This is a genomic window from Klebsiella sp. RHBSTW-00484 (assembly GCF_013705725.1).
GTDB lineage: Bacteria > Pseudomonadota > Gammaproteobacteria > Enterobacterales > Enterobacteriaceae > Klebsiella.
The window spans coordinates 428,025-447,449 of record NZ_CP055481.1 but is presented as its reverse complement, the minus strand read 5'-3'; the positions used below and the strand labels follow the sequence as shown (position 1 = coordinate 447,449).

Below are 19,425 nucleotides of genomic sequence, written 5' to 3'. Positions count from 1 at the left end.
GGAAGCCTCGAGGTTTACGACCTTTGAAATACGCACACTCCGTGCGCGGGCCCATGCCAGACAGCCATAATGACCGGATTATCCTCTCCGGCGAAAGGTGGAATGGCGCGCCATTCCCCCGCAGGTAAAACCATCTCCGCCACCTCAGGGGTAGCATTGAGCGTTATCAACCAGCGATCGGACAATATGATCTGCATACGCGGTGCACCATGCTGCCATTCATCGGCAGAGAGCGGCTGCGCATTCTGGTTTAACCAACGAACACTGCCGTCACCCTCCTGCCACCAACGATTAGCGGTTAATGCCGCAATACGTCGGCGCAGATGAATCAGCGCGGCTGTGAACGCGGTCAGCCCGCGGTTCGTATGGTTCCAGTCCAGCCAGGTCAACGCATTGTCCTGACAATAAGCATTGTTGTTGCCATGCTGGCTATGACCCTGTTCGTCACCCGCCAGCAGCATCGGCGTTCCTTGCGCCAGCAGCAGCGTCGCCAGGAGGGCGTGGACGCTGGCACGGCGCCGTTCAATCACAGCAAGATTCCCTTCTAATCCCTCTATACCATGATTGTTGCTGTAGTTATTGTTAGTCCCATCGCGATTCTCTTCGCCGTTTGCCTCATTATGTTTCTGATTGAAACAAACGCAGTCGCGAAGGGTAAAACCATCGTGCGCGGTGACCAAATTGACCGCCGCCGCAGGCTGCCGCCCATTGCGCTGAAAAACATCGCTGGAGGCAGCAAAACGCTGAGCGAAATCGCCCAACGAGACATTTTGTTGTAACCAGAAACGACGCGCGGTATCGCGGAAGTGGTCGTTCCATTCAGCAAACAGTGGCGGAAAATTACCGACCTGATAGCCGCCGGGGCCAATATCCCAGGGCTCAGCGATCAGCTTCACTTTCGCCAGACGCGGGTCGTTACGGATAGCCTCAAACAACGGTGCATCCTGACGAAACTCCGGCGTGCGGCCCATGACTGACGCCAGGTCAAAACGAAAACCATCAACGTGACACTCATCCACCCAAAAACGCAGGCACTGACGGGCATACTCCACCACGCCCGGATGGCTGAGGTTGATGGTGTTCCCGCAACCGGTCCAGTTGTGATAATCACCGTCTTCTCTGATCCAATAATAGCTACGGTTGTCGATTCCGCGCAGGGAGAAGGTCGGCCCTTCAAGATCTATTTCAGCGCTATGGTTCAGCACCACGTCGAGGATCACTTCAATGCCCGCGGCGTGCAGCGCTTTTACCGCATCGCGAAACTCATTGAGCGCCCGTTCCGGCTCGCTGGCATAGCGCGTATCAAGGGCGAAAATCGCCAATGGGTTGTAGCCCCAGTAGTTGCTTAACCCCATCCGCTGGAGACGCGGCTCGCTGGCGAACTGCGCCACCGGCATTAACTCTAGTGCAGTAATACCCAGCGTGCGGAAATAGTCGATCATCACCGGGTGACCCAAAGCCTTGTAAGTGCCGCGAATCGCCTCGGGTAGTTCAGGATGCAGGTACGTCAGCCCTTTGACATGGGCTTCATAAAGGACCGTCTGACCCCACGGCGTGCGCGGCGGCTTATCACCGCGCCAGTCGTAATGCAGATCCACCACTCGCGATTTCGGCGCTATTACCGCGCTATCGCGGTTATCGGGATCGCAATCGCCGCCATGAAGACGCTCATCATCAGGCAGCACGCCGTCAACCTGATGGCAGCAGGGATCGAGCAGCAGTTTCGCCGGGTTAAAGCGGTGCCCCTGCGCCGGATCCCACGGACCGTGGACGCGGTAGCCGTAGCGCAATCCCGGCCCGACATCAGCGAGCCAACCGTGCCAGATATCGCCACTGCGCGTGGGCAGGTCGACACGCCGTTCGTTGCCCTGCTCATCGAACACACAGAGTTCCACCCGCTCCGCATGGGCGGAAAAGAGGGCGAAGTTCACTCCCTTACCGTCGTAGCAAGACCCCAACGGCGCGGGCTTTCCTGCCGTGAGCACGATCATTGTGCCTCCCGCACCAGCCACACCGTCGCCAGCGGCGGCAGCGTGATCGAGAGAGAGTATTCACGGCCGTGGCTGGCAATCGCTTCGCTTTCAACAACCCCGCAGTTACCTGTATTGCTGCCGTGGTAATGCATGGAGTCGGTATTCAGCTCTTCGCGCCATTTCCCCGGCTGGTTGATACCAAAACGGTATTCATGACGCGGCACCGGGGTAAAGTTGCTGGCCACGATGATTTCATTACCAGCCTTGTCACGACGGACAAAAATAAATACCGAGCGCTCATGATCGTCGACCACCAGCCATTCGAAGCCGTAAGGGTCAAAATCCAGCTCGTGCAATGCTTTATGGTGACGATAGGTATGGTTCAGGTCGCGCACCAGCCGCTGAACGCCGTGGTGCCAGTTATCACCGCCCTCCAGCAGGTGCCAGTCGAGGCTCCCGTCATGGTTCCACTCACGCCCCTGAGCGAATTCATTGCCCATAAACAGCAGCTTTTTACCCGGGAAGGCAAACAGCCAGCCGTAGTAGGCACGCAGGTTGGCGAACTTCTGCCAGGCGTCACCCGGCATACGGTCAAGAATCGATTTTTTACCGTGCACCACTTCGTCGTGGGAGAGCGGCAACACAAAGTTCTCGGTGTAGTTATAGAGCATGCCGAAAGTCATCTTGTCGTGATGATGGCGACGATGCACCGGATCTAACTTCATGTAATCGAGAGTGTCGTGCATCCAGCCAAGGTTCCACTTAAACCAAAAACCCAGACCACCATCAGATGAAGGGCGAGATACGCCAGCAAAATCGGTCGACTCTTCCGCCATCGTCACCGCGCCCGGCGTTTGTTCGCCCAGGACCCGGTTGGTATTACGCAGGAACTCAATGGCTTCAAGATTTTCCCGGCCGCCGAATTCGTTCGGCACCCACTCACCCTCTTTGCGGCTGTAGTCGCGATAAATCATCGATGCCACCGCATCGACCCTCAGCGCATCAATGCCAAAGCGCTCAATCCAGTACAGCGCATTGCCAACCAGGAAATTGCTGACCTCGCGGCGACCGTAGTTGTAAATCAGCGTGTTCCAGTCCTGATGATAGCCTTCGCGCGGATCGCTATGTTCATACAACGAGGTGCCGTCAAACGACGCAAGGGCAAAATCATCCGATGGGAAATGACCCGGCACCCAGTCAAGGATGACGTTAAGGCCAGCAGCATGTGCGGCGTTGATAAAGTAGCGGAAATCTTCCCGAGTGCCGAAACGGCGGGTTGGCGCATATAGCCCGGTTGGCTGATAGCCCCAGCTACCGTCAAACGGATGTTCATTAACCGGCAGCAGCTCCAGATGGGTAAAGCCCATCCATTTGGCATACGGCACCAGTTGATCGGCCAGCTCACGATAGCTCAGCCAGAAATTGTTATCGGTATGGCGACGCCAGGAGCCGAGATGAACTTCATAGATAGATATTGGCGCATCAAACCCGTTAGCCTGTTTACGCGCCTGCGGCTGCTCAACTTTCTCCGGAAGCCCGCAGATAAGCGAAGCGCTGTCCGGGCGCATCTGCGCTTCAAAAGCGTAAGGGTCAGACTTCACCCGTAGCTTGCCGTGGGCATCAATAAGCTCGAATTTATACAGTTGGCCGTTCACGGCTCCGGGAACGAACAGCTCCCAGATACCGGACTCTTTGCGCAGACGCATCGGGTGGCGGCGGCCGTCCCAGTAGTTAAACTGGCCGACGACTGAGACCCGGCGAGCGTTCGGTGCCCAAACTGAAAAACGCGTCCCAATGACGCCGTCCATGGTATCGGCGTGCGCACCCAGCGTTTCATACGGGCGCAGATGCGTGCCTTCCGACAGCAGCCATACGTCCAGGTCCTGCAACAGAGGGCCGAAACGGTAAGGGTCGTCGATCAGGTTTTGCTGGTCATGCCAGGTCACGGCCAACTGATAGCGAAAAGGATTTTTACGTCGCGGCAGAACGCCGCTAAAGAAACCGCGCGAGTCAAGGCATTCAAGCTTGCCGACTTTGCGTCCGGTTTTCGGTTCAATGACCCACACGTCGGTGGCGTCAGGTAATAATGCGCGAACTTCCAGCCCGGCTTCGGTGCAATGCATACCAAGTACGGAAAAAGGATCCGCAAAATGGCCAGCGATAAGCGCATTAATCACGTCCCTATCAATACGATTAGACATGGTTTCATCCTGTTGTAAGTGCCGCCTTTTCCTGCATCCGGCGACTTTTTTTGACCTGAACGGCGCAGCACAATGTGCATCCTCCTGCTCCGTCCCACCTTCAGGTAAGGAGACATCATTGCCCCTTACTTAAAGCATAGCCAAGGCTGCGTTACCTCCGTTGGGAAAAATCAAACATCCGCGTTTACTCCTTGTATTACGCAAAAAAAAGGGGTGTTCTATCACCCCTTTTTGCTCATCCTGTTTTTTTATGCCAGCTGTCGTAGCATGCGGCGTAGCGGTTCAGCTGCGCCCCACAAGAGCTGGTCACCGACGGTGAAGGCCGACAGATACTCAGGCCCCATGTTCAGTTTACGTAAGCGACCCACCGGGGTGGTCAGGGTGCCGGTCACGGCAGCTGGGGTCAGCTCACGCATGGTAATGTCACGATCGTTCGGTACCACTTTGGCCCACGGATTGTGCGCAGCCAGCAGTTCCTCAACGGTCGGGATCGAAACATCTTTTTTCAGCTTGATGGTGAACGCCTGGCTGTGACAACGCAGCGCGCCAACGCGAACGCACAGGCCGTCTACCGGAATCGCCGAAGCGGTCGCGAGGATTTTGTTGGTCTCCGCCTGGCCTTTCCACTCTTCGCGGCTCTGACCGTTATCCAGCTGTTTGTCGATCCAAGGGATCAGGCTACCTGCCAGCGGCACGCCAAAGTTGTCCACCGCCAGCTCGCCGCTGCGGGTCAACGACGTCACTTTGCGTTCAATATCCAAAATGGCGGAAGCCGGATTCGCCAGCTCTGTCGCGACATGGCTATGCAGCTGACCCATCTGAGTCAGCAGCTCGCGCATATGCCGCGCACCGCCGCCGGAAGCCGCCTGGTAAGTCGCCACGCTGACCCACTCAACCAGATCCTGAGCAAACAGGCCGCCAAGGGACATCAGCATCAGGCTGACGGTACAGTTACCGCCAACAAAGGTCTTCACACCGTTGTTCAAGCCAGCGGTGATAACATCCTGGTTCACCGGGTCAAGAATGATAATCGCGTCATCTTTCATGCGCAGCGAAGAGGCCGCGTCAATCCAGTACCCCTGCCAGCCGCTTTCACGCAGCTTCGGGTAAATATCGTTGGTGTAATCGCCGCCCTGACACGTGACAATAATGTCCAGCGCCTTCAGTGCTTCCAGGTCAAACGCATCCTGAAGCGTGCCACCGGTACTGCCACCAAAAGATGGAGCAGGCTGCCCCAACTGGGAGGTGGAGAAAAAAACAGGGCGAATGGCGTCAAAATCGCGCTCTTCAACCATGCGTTGCATCAGGACAGAGCCGACCATTCCGCGCCAGCCGATAAAACCAACATTTTTCATAACGTATTCCTGCGAGGTGTGTGCTGTTTGTGCCGAGCCAGTTTCCTACTGGTTAATCCCTCACATTACAAAATGCAGCTAAAGTCGCAAGTGAAATTAATCAATGATTGCCAGGCAATCAGTAACGCAACTAATTCTGCATCGTGGCGACCATCATTGGCGTCCCGGAAAACTGTAATGATTATCAGGGTATTTGTATTGCGAAGGGAATATTTTCTCGCGCTATTTTATTGATCCGGATTATGGATCAGGGCGGAAATTCAGTAGCTTTAATCTTCCTGACAAAACCCGACAAACCCAGTGCTGGCGCGGGTTGATGATATCTGTGATGTTCGTCGTGTTTCTCATGATGGGGATTTAAGTGGGGGTAAAACGAAGGATTTCGAGTAAAAAAAGTTTGGTGGGGAAATCTCACCCGGCGTCGCTTTGCTCAACCGGGCATTATTTCTTACATTTAACTCAACAACGTGAACGCAATCATACCAACAATCGCGCCGACGGTGCCGAGGATGGTTTCCATCATCGTCCAGGTCTTCAGCGTTTGCGCTTCGGTCGCGCCGGTAAACTTACCGAACAGCCAGAAGCCCGCGTCGTTCACGTGGCTGACCACAATAGAGCCACCAGCGATACAGATAGAGAGCGCTGCCATCTGCGCGCCGCTGTAGTGCAGTTGTTCAATAACCGGCATCACCAGGCCAACGGCCGTCAGGCAGGCGACGGTCGCGGAACCCTGAATAATACGCACCGCCGCAGCCAGCACGAAGCAGGTGATCGCAATCGGCAGGCCCATGCCGGTCAGCGCTTCGCCTAGCGCCGGACCCACACCGGAGTCAACCAGTACCTGTTTGAACACGCCGCCCGCGCCGATCACCAACAAGATAATGCCCGCAGGCTGGAGCGCATGGCCGCAAATCTCCATCACCCGGTCTTTCGCCATCCCCTGACGTACCGCCAGGCCATAGATAGCCACCAGGCAGGCAACCAGAATCGCGGTAAACGGATGGCCGATAAACTCAAACCATTCGTAGGCGGTAGAACCTTCTGGTACAAAGCGCGCAGCGATAGTTTTCAGGCCAACCAGCACTAACGGCAGCAGAATTAACGACAGGCTGAAGCCGAACGACGGCATTTTGCCTTCACCAAGGTGCGGCTCGCTAATATCATCAGGGATGTGCAGCTCAACGTAGCGGCTGATAAAGTTGCCCCACAGCGGCCCGGCAATGATCATCCCCGGAATTGCCGCGCACAGGCCAATCAGGATCATCCAGCCAAAGTCGGCGTGCATCTGCGAAGCCAGCAGCATCGGCGCAGGCCCCGGCAGCAGAAATGCCGCAGCAGCAGCCACCCCGGCAAACAGCGGGATCACCAGCTTCACAAGGTTGGTACCGGTATGGCGCGCCATCGAGAAGGCCACGCTAATCAACAGGACAATCGCGACTTCAAAAAACAGCGGCAGCGCGCAGATAAGCCCGGCCAGGCCAATCGCATAATGGGCGCGGCTGTGACCGAAAGATTTCAACATCTTGACGGCAATCTGGTCGACCGCGCCGGTTTCATGCAGGATCTTACCGAACATTGCCCCTAACGCGACGACGATTGCCAGAAAGCCCAGCGTGCCGCCCATGCCTTTTTCCATCGTCGCCGCGATTTTATCCAACGGCATTCCGGAAAAAAGACCAGCTCCAATAGAAACCACCATCAAAGCCACGAAGGCATGCATACGCGCCTTCATGACTAAAAACAGCAGCAGCAAAACGGAGCCGACTGCTGTTAAAACAAGCGTTAATGTACTCACTAGTTACTGCCTTTGTTGATCACCTCAATGGTGCTGGCGACCACGCCTTCCAATGACTGGTCGATATCGACGATTAAAACATCGCTTTCTTCTGTGCCCGGTTCTTGCAGCGTTTCAAACTGCGTCACCAGCATCTGGGTTTTAAAGAAGTGGCCTTTGCGCGCCTTCAGGCGTTTTTCAATAACCTCGAAATCGCCTTTCAGGTAGATAAAGGAGAGATTCGGGTTACCTTTACGCAGGATGTCGCGGTAGCTCTTTTTCAGCGCAGAACAGACAATCAGCGACACTTTGTTGGTACGCTGCATGGCGAATGCGGCATCGTTCAACGCCTGCAGCCACGGAGTGCGGTCGTCATCGTTTAACGGTTCGCCCGAAGCCATCTTGTTGATGTTGCTGCGCGGATGCAGAAAGTCGCCGTCGAGAAACGCGGCATGCAGTTGATGCGCCACTTCGCTGGCGACGGCGGATTTACCGCTGCCGGAAACGCCCATCAGGACATAGATGTGGTGATCATGGTTAGTCGTGCTCAAAGCTTCCTCCCACTGGACACATACGCGCAGCCTGGCTGCTTTAAAAGGCATGAAATGCTCGCGTACAGATTAATTGTTACGGGTAACTGTTATCGGTAACATTGTCATGCCGGACTTGTGGAGAAGCAATAACCATTCGTGCCAGATGTGAATATGTGTGATCTACTTCAAATTTGTCAGTTTAAATAGATCCACCCGGTGACAATGTGAAACCTAAATCTAACATCTTAGGCGTCACTACTTCACCGCGAATGCGCGCCAGCAGACGTTCAGCGCCAATACGCCCCATACGCTCACGCGGCGTGAGAACGCTGGCCAGACGCGGCTCCATCACCTGGCCGATATCATGACCGTGGAAACCGGCAATCGCCATATCATCAGGGATTTTCAGCCCCAGGCGCTGGCACTCGAACGCCGCGCCAACCGCCAGGTCGTCGTTGGTGCAGAAGATACCGTCAAGCTGCGGATATTCGCGACGCGCCTGGCGCATCAGCTCAATTCCCGATGAAAAAGAGGAAGACTGTTCGACCATCACGCTGTAGGGCATCATCCCGGCATCAAGCATCGCCTGCTCATACCCCTTCTGTTTGATGATAGTACGTTCGTCGAGACGTGCGCCAAGATAGGCAACGTGGCGGTGGCCGTGATTGATGATCGCGGCGGTCATCTGCCGGGCCGCTTCGAAGTTATCAAAGCCGACGGCAATATCGAGGCACGGCGACTGGCTGTCCATCAGTTCGACAACCGGGATCCCGGCCACTTCAATCATTTTCAACGTGCGCGGCGTATGGCTACGTTCGGTGAGGATCAGGCCATCGATGTTCCAGGAGAGCATCGATTCCAGGCGTTTTTCTTCCATTTCCGGCTTATAGCCGTAGTGCGCTAGCATGGTCTGATAACCAAAAGCGTCAGTAACGCTTTCAATACCGCGCAACACTTCCGAAAAGACCTGGTTAGTTAACGAGGGCAGCAGCACGCCAATGGCGCGACTGGTGGCATTAGAGAGGATGTCAGGGGCGCGATTTGGAATATAACCCAGTTCATCGAGAGCAACGGCTATCTTGCCACGCAGCGCCTCGGAAACCTGTTCCGGGTTACGTAGATAGCGACTGACCGTCATTTTGGTCACGCCGACAAGATCGGCTACATCCTGAAGTACGGGTCTTTTCTTTTTCATCGTCCTGACTGTGATAAATGGGAAACATTTTCTCAGTTTATCACGGACAAAGCGCAACCTTCCCGGATGTTTGAGGATGTAGAGCGATTATTTCGCTCTGTAGATAAAAAGTGTGCAGCTCTCACCTATGGAGTGTCAGCGCTTGAGACTGATCACATTTCATACAGATTAAATTAGATAATTCGCGATGAGAAATATATTGTCGTCAGGCAACCCTGCTCATTTTTTCATCTAAAAATAATTAAAGGACTAATCATGAACTTAAAAAAGACTTTACTCTCAACACTATGCATCTTAATTGGCTTGCATTTCACGGTAGCCTCTGCAAACACCACATCGTCAATAAAAAATGGGACCTACGGCTATCAAGTAGCCAGCGAACAGCGTAATAGCGTTCATCACTATCTAACCCAGGCACATGAGGCATATGTTAAATGGGATATGCCCGCGCTCGAAAAAAGTCTGAAGGAGGCCTATCGGCTGGCTCCCTGGCGCCTGGACATTCTATTTAGTATCGCGGCCACAGAAGTTTGGGAAAACCGTCTCGATGATGCGCTGAGCACCTATGATCGAATCCTGAAGCTCTCACCAAATGACATTGATGCCTTGACTTACCAGGCTCTGTATACGCATGCTCAAGGCAAAAAAGAGAATCCTGCTTTATTCACATTAAAAAAAATGTACCCGGCCCGAGCCAGCGATCTACAAAAGATTTTTACCACGGTTGAAAACGGTCTCCATACCCCAGTTATGGATCAGCTACCCACCTCATTTAAGACAGATTCCCCGACAGCCATTGTGACTCTGGGCTTTGCTCTTGAAGAGAATGGAAACATGGCTACCACATTAATTGATCGTTTAAATAAGACGCTTGAGGTAGCAAAAGCGCTTCCAGAAGCCAAAATTATCGTTACCGGCGGAGTACCCAAAAATAATAAAAATGAAGGCGTTGAAATGAAACGCTGGTTGACGGAAAAGGGGATCGATCCGGACAGAATTATTGATGAAAACTATGCCAGGGATACCGTCGAGAACATGATTTATTCACGCTATATCGTTAATGAACTGCAGATAAAAAATATTGTTCTCATTAGTTCAGGTACTCACGTTCGCCGGGGTAAAGCTATCCTGGAAGTGCTGGGATGGCAAAATGGGCTGGAATATAATGTACAAATGGTGGCCGCGCCGGATAAACCGCTGGCAGAATTACAAGAGGAAGGCGCGCGAACGCTGGGTATCTATCGCGATGCGCTACGCGCTTTTGGTCTGAATATGATGCGTTCCGCACCAGAATTACTGGAAATATAAATTAACTAAAAGCCGCTCTTCACAGAGCGGCTGAGCAATTTCATCTCAACATCAAACTGGCGGCAGATCGAACAGCAGTATCTCACTATCGCTATCGGCGTGTACGGAAATCGCCTGCTCATCCCAAATCGCCAGACCATCGCTGGTGGTCGCTTTGGTCCCATTAATGGTCACTTCGCCTTTCACTACCTGAATCCACACGCGACGTTCGGCGGCAATCTGATGCACTGACTGCTCATCTTTCAGCAGCGCCCAGCGATACAACTCCATATCCTGAAATACTTTCAGCGAGCCATCACGTGCATCCGGTGACAACACCAGTTGTTTGCCCTGCGCGGCGTCAAAGCGACGTTGCTCGTAGCGCGGGGTGATGCCATTTTTCTCCGGCATGATCCAGATCTGATACAGGTGCAGTTTATCGGTGTCGCTCGGGTTGTACTCAGAGTGACGGATCCCGGTGCCTGCGCTCATAATCTGGAACTCACCCGCCGGAACCTGCTCTTTGTTACCCATGCTGTCCTGGTGTTCAACCGCACCTTCCAGCACATAGGTCAGGATTTCCATGTCTTTATGCGGATGGGTACCGAAACCCTGACCTGCATCAATCACGTCATCATTGATCACGCGCAGCGCCGAGAAACCCATAAAATTCGGGTCGTAATAGTTAGCGAAAGAGAAAGTATGCCAGGAATCCAGCCAACCGTGGTTAGCGTGACCGCGTTCGTTAGCTTTGCGTAAAAAGATCATGTTGCACCCCCGTATGTTTTCGATGGATTAAGTGTGGACCCAATCCCCAAACGATCATAGAGGGTGAAAATTGACTCCTCTATTCAAAAAATATGAACGAGTACAGAGGAGCCATCGTGGCTTATCTGGCGAGGGTTATGGTGGAGGGTGATGGCTGTTCAAAGCCGCGTTCAAGGATCTCCATATTGGTGAGAGCTTCAGATTCCTTGACAAAATTCGGCTGGCCGCTAACGATGGTGTCATACAGCGAATCATAGACGCGGCCATAGTCGCCGGTTTCAACCGGAATCTCTTCCCGCACGGTTTCACCCGCCTCATTGACGTACTCCAGCAGGCCGAGCGTGTCGTCCGCGCCGAATCCCGGCTCGCCCGGCATGATGTTGGCCTTAAGGCTGGTCTCCTGCTGGTCAATTCCGTATTTGATAAACGAGCCTTTATGGCCGTGAACGATGAATTTTGGATAGGGCAATTTCACCAGATGGCTGGTTTTGACGACCGCCTTCAGGTTGCCGTAGAACAACTGAGCCTCAAAAGTATCGTCCGGATTGGCCTGATTGCGCACGCTACGAATGTCATACGACACGAGATCCGGACGGCCAAACAGAGAGATAATTTGGTCCATGGTATGGACGCCCAGGCCGTAGAACGCGCCATCCTGCGGCAGTCCGGGTTTCCCCCCATCTACCGGGCGATAGTTGTCGAAGTGGCTTTCAATCTCGACAATTTCACCGAGTTTTCCACTCTCGATAACCTTTTTGGTGGTCAGGAAGCAGGAGTCAAAGCGGCGATTCTGGTAAGGCGTGACCGTCAGCCCTTTGCTTTTCGCCAGCGCAAATAGCGCTTTCGCCTCTTCCAGGGTTGGGGTGAACGGCTTTTCGACCAGCACGTTTTTGCCCGCCTCCAGCGCCCGTTTCGCATACTCAAAGTGGCTGTCAGCATGGGTACAGACAATCACCAACTTGACCTGCGGGTCATTGAGTATCTCATCAAGGTCGCTGGTGAAATGGATATGTGAATACTGCGGCGATTGCTCCTCCGGCTTTGCGCCGCGGCGAAAGATATGCGCCACATGCCAGCGGTCTTTACGGTGCAGTACATAGGGAAGATGGTAGCGGGTGGTGCTTTTGCCAAATCCAATAAATGCGCAGTGCAAAGTCATAACGCTGTCCTTAGAGCCTATCCCAGTAGGCGCAATTGTTGTAGCCAGTTTGGACACGGACAGCGCGGAACAACCGGAGCGTACACGTAGTACATGAGGTTGTGAGCACTGCCCAGGGCCAAAATGGCAAATAAAATAGCCTAATGGGATAGGCTCTTAGTTAACGTCTCTGCTATTAACCATAGCGCAAGCTGGTAGCGAACTTAACCCTCTATTTAGAGTAGCAAATTCTTAAATGTTAAATTTATCGATCAAATTCATTGACCCTACGGATTAAATTACGGATAAGAGGAATTCTCGGGAAAAGAACATTTTTTATCCAGAGCGTTCACGGGCATGACGCCACTCGCGCTCACCTTTTCCCAAATACGATGACTAAAGGAGTAGCCATCTCATTCGCATGGAAAGCAAGTATATCGCCTTAAACAGCGCCCTTCTCTTTTGGCTGCTTGGCCTGATAGCCTGGTACTTCGGAAACTCGTATCTGGCTTGGCTAGCGGGCTTTTTATCCCTGTCATCTTTCGTTTTTCACTTTCAATACCATCGGGTTAACCATATGTTTAAAAAGAATAAAATCACTGAAGCTACGCCACCAGCGGTGAGTACGCCAACCCCCGTCAGCACGCCTCCACAAACCGTGATAAAAAAGCCTGCCGCCACGATTATCGCCAGCGGCATCCGCTTTGAAGGAAATATCATTGCGGAAGGAGATGTTGATATTTACGGTACCGTAAGTGGCGATATCGACGCCAAAGACTGCCAAATCAAGGTGATGACTGGTGGCCTGGTCGAGGGGAATATCCTCTGTCGAGAGCTGATTATTGACGGCGGCGTCATCGGCCAGTGCAACAGCGACACCATCGAAATCGACAAGAACGGCAAAATCACCGGCACACTAGCCTACCGCACGCTGGCTATCAAAAAAGGCGGCGTTTTTTCAGGCCAGGCAGAAGTGCTGCCGCCACTCGCAGAAAAGAGCAACGTCGTGGGGTTTATCACTGATACCACTGCAGAAATCAAAGATAAGACTGAGATACAAAGCGCAGAGGTTGCGCAGTAACTCTCTTCCGGGAGTTGGCTGAAAAAAAGCCAAAAAAAAGCCAGCACCCGGCTGGCTAAAGTAATACTGGAAGCAATGTGAGCAATGTCGTGCTTTCAGGCTTTCCGCAAGGGTCTCCCTGAATGCAGGGCAATAATAATCATTCTCATTCGCACTTGTCTACTCCTTTTTGCAAAAAATAGTCGTTGACGCATTTTTTAAAGTCAGTGATGTTTAAAGGGACTTTTAGCAAACTAAGGAAATGAAGAATGAGTGACATAGTGATACGCCATGCCGAGCCACGCGATGCTGAACCTTTACGCCAGCTGACTTCGCATCCGGAGGTCTATCACGACACGTTACAGCTACCACATCCTTCTATGGAAATGTGGCAGGAGCGCCTGCTACCGAAACCCGGTAGCCGTCATCTGGTCGCCACCATCGATGAACAGGTTGTCGGCCACCTCAAACTGAGCGTCGAGCCCAATCCTCGTCGCAGCCACGTGGCGACCTTCGGCGTTAGCGTTGCGTCGCAGGCACACGGTCGCGGCGTAGGCAGCGCGCTGATGCGTGAAATGATTAATCTGTGTGATAACTGGCTACGCGTTGAACGCATTGAGTTAACCGTATTTACGGACAACCCATCCGCTATGGCGCTTTACCGCAAATTTGGCTTTATTGTGGAAGGAACCGGCAAGAGATACGCCCTACGCAACGGCGAGTATGTGGATGCGTACTTTATGGCGCGGCTGAAGGGGTGACCCTCACCCTAACCCTTATGTCTTGACCTTCTCCGTTCCGGCGGAGAAGATCCCCGACTGATCATCGGGAGGTTACCGGTGAGCATCACCCAGCCCTGGAGCCCCTGAGCCCGCGGGAGAGATTATGCCCCGGTAACCTGTTTCCCTGTCGCCTCAAGACCGAACGGTATCCTGTGCCCTGAGCACCCACATATAAGGATGGTCCGGCGATAATATTCATAAGGTTACGGAGTACCATGATGAATCTTGTCCCTGTCGGCGTTGATATCGCCAAACTCAAATTCGACGTTGCTGTCCTGCTGCCAAACCAGAAGTACAAAACCAAAAAATTCGCCAATACCCCAGCCGGATGCCGCGAATTTCTGAACTGGCTGGCGCGTTTTGGTCACTGTCATGTCTGCATGGAGGCAACAGGTTGCTACAGCACTGAACTGGCCACCCTGCTGGCCGATAATGGCTGCTGCGTCAGCCTTGAAAACCCGGCACGTATCCATGCGTTCGCAAACACTGAACTGACCCGCAATAAAACGGACAAAAGCGACGCGGCGCTGATAGCGCGCTACTGCGCTCTGTATCAGCCGGCCCCCTGGCATCCTGCGCCGCTGAGCGAACGACAACTGACGGCTCTGGTACGCCACCTGCGTAACCTGGAAGAGATGCGTCAGATGGAGATGAACCGCCTTGAGGCAGCAGATGAAGTCATCGTTCCTTCCCTGAATGAACACGTTACGATGCTGGATGAGCTGATTGAAGAAACCCGCAATAAAATCAACCGGCATATCGATGATAACCCAGACCTGAAGCGGGACCGGGAGCTACTGAAAAGTATCCCCGGAATAGGAGACATGCTGAGTGTGAGCCTGCTGGCGTTCGCAGGAAATCTGCGACGGTTCAGCAACAGCAAGGCACTGGTGGCGTATGCTGGTTTGAATCCTCGTCGTTGTGAGTCAGGGATGTGGAAAGGGAAAAGCAGGCTGTCGAAAGTGGGCCATGCAGAGCTGCGTAGCGCACTGTATATGCCAGCGGTAGTGGCAGGAAGATGCAATAAGGTGGTGAAAAACCTGATGGAAAGGCTTGCAGCCCGGGGTAAGACAGGGAAAGAGCGAGTGTGTGCAGGAATGAGGAAATTACTGCAGCTGGCTTATGGTGTGGTGAAATCCGGGCATGAATTTAACGCTGAAATACCACTTGCAGGATAACCGGCAAGACGGTATCTCTCCCTAAAAGGAGAGGGGACCGTTTCGAGCTGTAGTTTAGATCGCACACAGCCCTGCTTCCCCCTCTCCCACAATGCACCATAGCTAAGATCGCTCTCAGGCCTCGCTTTCCCCCTCTCCCTTCCAGGGAGAGGGTCGGGGTGAGGGTAAACCTAATACCCTGCCGTTAAATCATCCGGCGAACGCGGATCGGATGCGCCATACAGCGTGCCATCCGGGCCGACCATAATACTTTGGGTGCTGCCCATCGCCTCCTTCAGCGCCACTTTCTGTCCTTTACCCTCCAGCAGCTTCAGCGTATCCGGGCTAAACCCCTTCTCCACCCGCAGCTCATCCGGCAACCATTGATGATGGAAGCGCGGAGCATTGGTAGCTTCTGCGACGTTCATACCGAAATCGATGGTATTCACCACCATCTGCAGCACGGTGGTGATAATACGGCTGCCGCCGGGGCTACCGGTCACCAGCCAGGTTTTGCCATCTTTCACCACGATGGTCGGCGACATCGACGACAGCGGACGCTTTTTCGCCTCGACGGCGTTGGCATCGCCACCCACCAGCCCGTAAACGTTCGGCACGCCGGGTTTCGCAGAGAAGTCATCCATCTGATTATTCAGCAGAATGCCTGAGTTACCCGCCACGATACCGGTACCAAAGGTCGTATTCAGCGTATAGGTGACCGCAACGGCGTTACCGTCTTTATCCACCACCGAGAAATGGGTGGTTTGATTGCTTTCATACGGCGCCAGCTTACCGGGGCGAATCTGGCTCGACGGTTTCGCTTTATTCACGTCGATCTGTTCGGCAATCGATTTGGCGTACGCTTTGTTGGTTAGCGCCTGCCACGGCACTTTGACGAAGTCCGGGTCACCAAGGTATTCCGAGCGGTCGGCATAGGCATGTTTTTCCGCTTCCGCCATTACCTGCATGGCGTCGGCGCTGCCGAAGCCGTACTTATTCATATCGAAGTTTTCCAGGATATTGAGGATCTGTACGATATGAATCCCGCCGGATGAGGGCGGCGGCATTGAGAAGACCTGGTAGCCGCGATATTCGCCGCTAATTGGCGTGCGCTCTACCGCTTTGTAATTTGCCAGATCCGCTTTGGTGATAAGCCCGCCGTTATTCTTCATTTCTCCGGCAATCTGGTCGGCAATCACGCCTTTATAGAAGGCATCAGGCCCCAGCTCGGCAATCAGTTCCAGGCTTTTGCCCAGCTGTTTTTGCACCAGTTTATCGCCCTTTTTCAGCGGCTCGCCGTTTTTCCAGAAGATGGCCCGGCTGTTGGCATGCTCGGGGATCACTTCGCTACCGTAAGTTTTCAGGTCATCGGCCAGCGCATCGTTGACGATGAAGCCCTCTTCCGCCAGCTTAATCGCCGGATGAATAACCTTGTTCAGCGGCATCGTGCCGTATTTTTCCAGCGCGAGGGAGAAACCCGCAACCGTGCCCGGCGTGCCGGAGGCCAGATGCGATGTCAGCGATTTTTTGCTGTCCGGGTTACCCTGATCGTCGAGAAACATATCGCGGGTGGCCTGCTCGGGGGCCATCTCACGAAAATCGATCGCCGTCGTATTACCGTCTTTGGTACGCAGCATCATAAAGCCGCCACCGCCAATATTACCGGCCTGTGGGTGCGTGACCGCCAGCGCGTAACCCACAGCAACGGCTGCATCCACCGCATTGCCGCCCTGACGCAGAATATCCACGCCGACGTTGGTTGCCAGCGCATCGACCGAGGAGACCATCCCCTGCTGCGCGCGAACCGGATGAAAAACATCTTCCTCGACACCATAAGATACCGGAGGCGGAGCGGGATTTGCGGCGACGGTAAAACTGCCGCCCGCCAGCAAAGCAGCGATGACCACCTGACGCCAGCGCGTTGTTTTTATCATTGTCATACTCCTGAATATGCTTTTATTTACACATAATCCTGGATGATAAGTCTTAAAAAATCATTGTTATGCCGGAAAGGGGGTAAACTTAACGCATGCCACTCACGTGGAGGAGAGAACAATGAAAGCACTTTTATTTCTGGCGGCGCTGCTGCCGTTGAGCGCTTTAGCACAACCGCTCAACGTCGATAACAATCCCAACCAGCCGGGGTACGTGGTGCCCAGCCAACAGCGGATGCAAAACCAGATGCAGAACCAGCAGATGCAGCAGCAAAACAAGCTGAAACAGGATATTCAAAGCCAGTCGCGCACGCAGCAACAGCATCTACAGACGCAGATGAATAACAATCAGCAGCGGGTACAGCAGAATAACAACCTGAATCGTCAGCAGCCTCTGCCGAACAATAACGGTGGGATGTTGCAGCGGCAGACGACCCCATAAGGGCCGCCTGTCACAGATTACGCCGGGAAGTTGGGGCCGATAACGTCAATCGCATCGGTGCAGATGCAATCCACGCCCCAACGCAGCAACTCGGCGGCGCGCTGGGGTTTGTTTACGGTATATACGAGGATGTGCAGGCCCGCATCTTTCAGGCTCGCCACGCGCGCTTCATCCAGCAGTTTATGATTAAGATGGATTGAGACGCAGCCCAGACGCGTGGTCAGTTCGCGCCAGTCGTCCCGCCATTCATCCAGCAGCAGCCCGCGCGGCAGTTCAGGCGCAGCTTCTTGTGCCGCTTCCAGAGCATCGATTTCAAACGACGAAAGCAGCGGCGGCGTCATTCCTTGCCAGAATTCACGGGCCGCCAGCGCCACCATTTTACCTGTCAACGGGCCGGTGCCAGTAGTAGGCTTAATTTCGATATTCGCCATCATGCCGTGCTGGCGGCAGCGCTCGGCGACTTCGATTAGCAGCGGCAACGGTTCACCTTTGAACTCACCGCTATACCAGCTTCCGGCGTCCACTTTCAGCAGATCTTGCCATGCCAGTTCGCCCGCCACGCCCCAGCCGTTACTGGTCCGTTCGAGGTTGTCATCGTGGAGTAAAAAAATCAGCCCATCTTTCGATAACTTAGCGTCAAACTCAATCATCGTATGACCGTAGCGAGCGCCGGTATCGATAGCCGCCAGGGTATTTTCCGGAGCCAGTTTACCGCCGCCCCGGTGGGCGACGATATGAGGATAAGGCCAGAGAATCATGCGCGTTGTCCTGTTTCACTATCAAAAAGATGCAGATCCCCCGGCGGCAGATGTAGCCACAGAGTGCAGCCAGCCTGCGGGCGTAACTGGTGCGGTAGCCGAACCACCAGCTTTTGTTCGCCCCAGCGCCCGTGGGCGAGGTTGTCGGCACCTAAAATTTCCAGCGTATCCATCACCAGCGGTACGCCACCTTCCGCCTGCGAGCTTAATGCAAAATGTTCCGGGCGGATACCGAGCGTCATCTTACGCCCGGCGTAGCGGCGATGCTCGCTGTTCATTGGCAAAAGCATTCCGTCCTCAAGCTCAAAGCGGCTACCGTCATCGCTGACCCGCCCTTTCAGTAGGTTCATTGCCGGGCTACCGATAAAGCTCGCCACAAAGAGGCTGGCCGGTTTTTCATACACTTCAATCGGCGTGCCTATCTGTTCGGCAATCCCCTTATTCATCACCATCACCCGCTGAGCGAGGGTCATCGCTTCGACCTGATCATGAGTGACATACAGCGAAGTGGTTTTCAGACGGCGATGCAGCTGTTGCAGCTCAAGGCGCATCTGTACGCGCAGCTTGGCATCGAGGTTGGAGAGCGGCTCATCAAACAGAAATACCGCCGGATCACGAACGATGGCTCGCCCCATCGCCACGCGCTGGCGCTGGCCGCCGGAAAGCTCGCGTGGGCGGCGCTTTAGCAAACCGTCCAGCTCCAGAATTCTTGCCGCCTCCTGCACGCGCTCGGCAATTAATCCCTTGCCCATGCCGCGAATCTTCAAGCCCCAGGCCATGTTCTCTTCCACGCTCATATGCGGGTAGAGGGCGTAGTTCTGGAACACCATCGCGATACCGCGATCTTTCGGCTCCATTTCAGTAACGCGCTTGCGGTCAATCCAGATATCGCCGCTGGTCACTCGCTCAAGCCCCGCCACCATCCTAAGCAACGTTGATTTCCCGCAGCCCGATGGGCCGACCATCACGATAAATTCTCCGTCTGCCACGTCCAGCGTTAACGGTTGAATGACCTGGGTTTTGCCATCCCAGCTTTTAGTTACTGCCTGTAGTTTTAAACCAGCCATT

Annotated in this window: 16 protein-coding genes; 5 read left to right on the top strand and 11 right to left on the bottom strand. The window is 53.9% G+C overall.

Features of this window, described 5'->3' with window-relative positions:
* Positions 1 to 14 precede the first annotated feature (14 nt).
* From glgX to gntR, 6 genes are all read right to left on the bottom strand, one after another.
* On the bottom strand, positions 15 to 1,991 hold the full coding sequence (gene glgX, locus HV213_RS02025) for a glycogen debranching protein GlgX (RefSeq protein ID WP_181484624.1): 1,977 nt from the start codon (positions 1,989 to 1,991) through the stop codon (positions 15 to 17).
* Positions 1,988 to 4,174 (bottom strand): 1,4-alpha-glucan branching enzyme, encoded by a 2,187-nt coding sequence (glgB, locus tag HV213_RS02020; protein WP_181484623.1) that lies wholly within the window; start codon positions 4,172 to 4,174, stop codon positions 1,988 to 1,990. The genes glgX and glgB overlap by 4 nt, the downstream gene beginning before the upstream one ends.
* A gap of 248 nt (positions 4,175 to 4,422) precedes the next feature.
* A complete protein-coding gene (asd, locus tag HV213_RS02015; RefSeq protein ID WP_112214801.1) occupies positions 4,423 to 5,529 on the bottom strand; it encodes an aspartate-semialdehyde dehydrogenase in 1,107 nt (368 codons plus the stop codon).
* Positions 5,530 to 5,983: 454 nt separating this feature from the next.
* Positions 5,984 to 7,324: a gluconate transporter gene (gene gntU, locus HV213_RS02010; RefSeq protein ID WP_004854994.1), complete on the bottom strand. Its 1,341-nt coding sequence runs from the start codon at positions 7,322 to 7,324 to the stop codon at positions 5,984 to 5,986.
* Entirely contained in the window at positions 7,324 to 7,854 is a 531-nt protein-coding gene (gene gntK / locus HV213_RS02005; RefSeq protein WP_110275063.1) for a gluconokinase, read from the bottom strand. Before gntK ends, gntU begins: the two co-directional genes overlap by 1 nt.
* A gap of 181 nt (positions 7,855 to 8,035) precedes the next feature.
* Entirely contained in the window at positions 8,036 to 9,031 is a 996-nt protein-coding gene (gene gntR, locus HV213_RS02000) for a gluconate operon transcriptional repressor GntR (protein ID WP_110274923.1), read from the bottom strand.
* A 255-nt stretch (positions 9,032 to 9,286) separates the two neighbouring features.
* Here gntR and HV213_RS01995 point away from each other — a divergent pair, with 255 nt between their 5' ends.
* On the top strand, positions 9,287 to 10,339 hold the full coding sequence (locus tag HV213_RS01995; protein ID WP_181484622.1) for a YdcF family protein: 1,053 nt from the start codon (positions 9,287 to 9,289) through the stop codon (positions 10,337 to 10,339).
* Positions 10,340 to 10,390: 51 nt separating this feature from the next.
* Here HV213_RS01995 and HV213_RS01990 read toward each other — a convergent pair whose 3' ends face one another.
* Together HV213_RS01990 and HV213_RS01985 are read right to left on the bottom strand one after the other, a co-directional pair.
* Entirely contained in the window at positions 10,391 to 11,086 is a 696-nt protein-coding gene (locus HV213_RS01990) for a pirin family protein (protein WP_110274922.1), read from the bottom strand.
* 121 nt (positions 11,087 to 11,207) lie between these two features.
* Positions 11,208 to 12,245, bottom strand: a complete 1,038-nt coding sequence (locus tag HV213_RS01985) for an oxidoreductase (protein WP_181484621.1) — start codon at positions 12,243 to 12,245, stop codon at positions 11,208 to 11,210.
* Positions 12,246 to 12,645: 400 nt separating this feature from the next.
* On the opposite strand from HV213_RS01985, the gene HV213_RS01980 reads away from it, so the two are divergent.
* The 3 genes from HV213_RS01980 to HV213_RS01970 all read left to right on the top strand — a co-directional run bounded on the left by HV213_RS01980 (position 12,646) and on the right by HV213_RS01970 (position 15,244).
* The gene (locus tag HV213_RS01980; RefSeq protein ID WP_181484620.1) at positions 12,646 to 13,305 is read left to right on the top strand and encodes a bactofilin family protein; all 660 of its coding nucleotides are present in this window, start codon (positions 12,646 to 12,648) and stop codon (positions 13,303 to 13,305) included.
* 260 nt (positions 13,306 to 13,565) lie between these two features.
* Complete coding sequence (gene yhhY / locus HV213_RS01975; RefSeq protein ID WP_181486319.1) at positions 13,566 to 14,045, top strand: N-acetyltransferase; 480 nt, start codon at positions 13,566 to 13,568, stop codon at positions 14,043 to 14,045.
* 236 nt (positions 14,046 to 14,281) lie between these two features.
* On the top strand, positions 14,282 to 15,244 hold the full coding sequence (locus HV213_RS01970; protein ID WP_197975051.1) for an IS110 family RNA-guided transposase: 963 nt from the start codon (positions 14,282 to 14,284) through the stop codon (positions 15,242 to 15,244).
* 170 nt (positions 15,245 to 15,414) lie between these two features.
* Here the strand turns inward: HV213_RS01970 and ggt are convergent, their stop codons facing one another.
* The gene (gene ggt / locus HV213_RS01965) at positions 15,415 to 17,157 is read right to left on the bottom strand and encodes a gamma-glutamyltransferase (RefSeq protein WP_181484619.1); all 1,743 of its coding nucleotides are present in this window, start codon (positions 17,155 to 17,157) and stop codon (positions 15,415 to 15,417) included.
* Between the two features lie 121 nt (positions 17,158 to 17,278).
* Between ggt and HV213_RS01960 the strand changes: the two genes are divergently transcribed.
* Positions 17,279 to 17,599 (top strand): DUF2756 family protein, encoded by a 321-nt coding sequence (locus HV213_RS01960; protein WP_181484618.1) that lies wholly within the window; start codon positions 17,279 to 17,281, stop codon positions 17,597 to 17,599.
* 17 nt (positions 17,600 to 17,616) lie between these two features.
* Here HV213_RS01960 and ugpQ read toward each other — a convergent pair whose 3' ends face one another.
* Both ugpQ and HV213_RS01950 read right to left on the bottom strand, forming a co-directional pair.
* A complete protein-coding gene (gene ugpQ, locus HV213_RS01955; RefSeq protein ID WP_181484617.1) occupies positions 17,617 to 18,357 on the bottom strand; it encodes a glycerophosphodiester phosphodiesterase in 741 nt (246 codons plus the stop codon).
* Positions 18,354 to 19,424 carry a sn-glycerol-3-phosphate import ATP-binding protein UgpC gene (locus HV213_RS01950; protein WP_181484616.1) on the bottom strand — a complete coding sequence of 357 codons (1,071 nt, stop codon included), beginning with the start codon at positions 19,422 to 19,424 and terminating at the stop codon, positions 18,354 to 18,356. The genes ugpQ and HV213_RS01950 overlap by 4 nt, the downstream gene beginning before the upstream one ends.
* Position 19,425 lies beyond the last annotated feature (1 nt).

What these genes read in the sequence shown, in the direction of transcription:
- HV213_RS01950 (WP_181484616.1), bottom strand. Translation starts at nt 19,424, where the DNA reads ATGGCTGGTTTAAAACTACAGGCAGTAACTAAAAGCTGGGATGGCAAA.
- glgX (WP_181484624.1), bottom strand. Translation starts at nt 1,991, where the DNA reads ATGATCGTGCTCACGGCAGGAAAGCCCGCGCCGTTGGGGTCTTGCTAC.
- ugpQ (WP_181484617.1), bottom strand. Translation starts at nt 18,357, where the DNA reads ATGATTCTCTGGCCTTATCCTCATATCGTCGCCCACCGGGGCGGCGGT.
- HV213_RS01970 (WP_197975051.1), top strand. Translation starts at nt 14,282, where the DNA reads ATGATGAATCTTGTCCCTGTCGGCGTTGATATCGCCAAACTCAAATTC.
- HV213_RS01985 (WP_181484621.1), bottom strand. Translation starts at nt 12,245, where the DNA reads ATGACTTTGCACTGCGCATTTATTGGATTTGGCAAAAGCACCACCCGC.
- HV213_RS01980 (WP_181484620.1), top strand. Translation starts at nt 12,646, where the DNA reads ATGGAAAGCAAGTATATCGCCTTAAACAGCGCCCTTCTCTTTTGGCTG.
- HV213_RS01995 (WP_181484622.1), top strand. Translation starts at nt 9,287, where the DNA reads ATGAACTTAAAAAAGACTTTACTCTCAACACTATGCATCTTAATTGGC.
- glgB (WP_181484623.1), bottom strand. Translation starts at nt 4,174, where the DNA reads ATGTCTAATCGTATTGATAGGGACGTGATTAATGCGCTTATCGCTGGC.
- ggt (WP_181484619.1), bottom strand. Translation starts at nt 17,157, where the DNA reads ATGATAAAAACAACGCGCTGGCGTCAGGTGGTCATCGCTGCTTTGCTG.
- asd (WP_112214801.1), bottom strand. Translation starts at nt 5,529, where the DNA reads ATGAAAAATGTTGGTTTTATCGGCTGGCGCGGAATGGTCGGCTCTGTC.
- gntR (WP_110274923.1), bottom strand. Translation starts at nt 9,031, where the DNA reads ATGAAAAAGAAAAGACCCGTACTTCAGGATGTAGCCGATCTTGTCGGC.
- HV213_RS01960 (WP_181484618.1), top strand. Translation starts at nt 17,279, where the DNA reads ATGAAAGCACTTTTATTTCTGGCGGCGCTGCTGCCGTTGAGCGCTTTA.
- HV213_RS01990 (WP_110274922.1), bottom strand. Translation starts at nt 11,086, where the DNA reads ATGATCTTTTTACGCAAAGCTAACGAACGCGGTCACGCTAACCACGGT.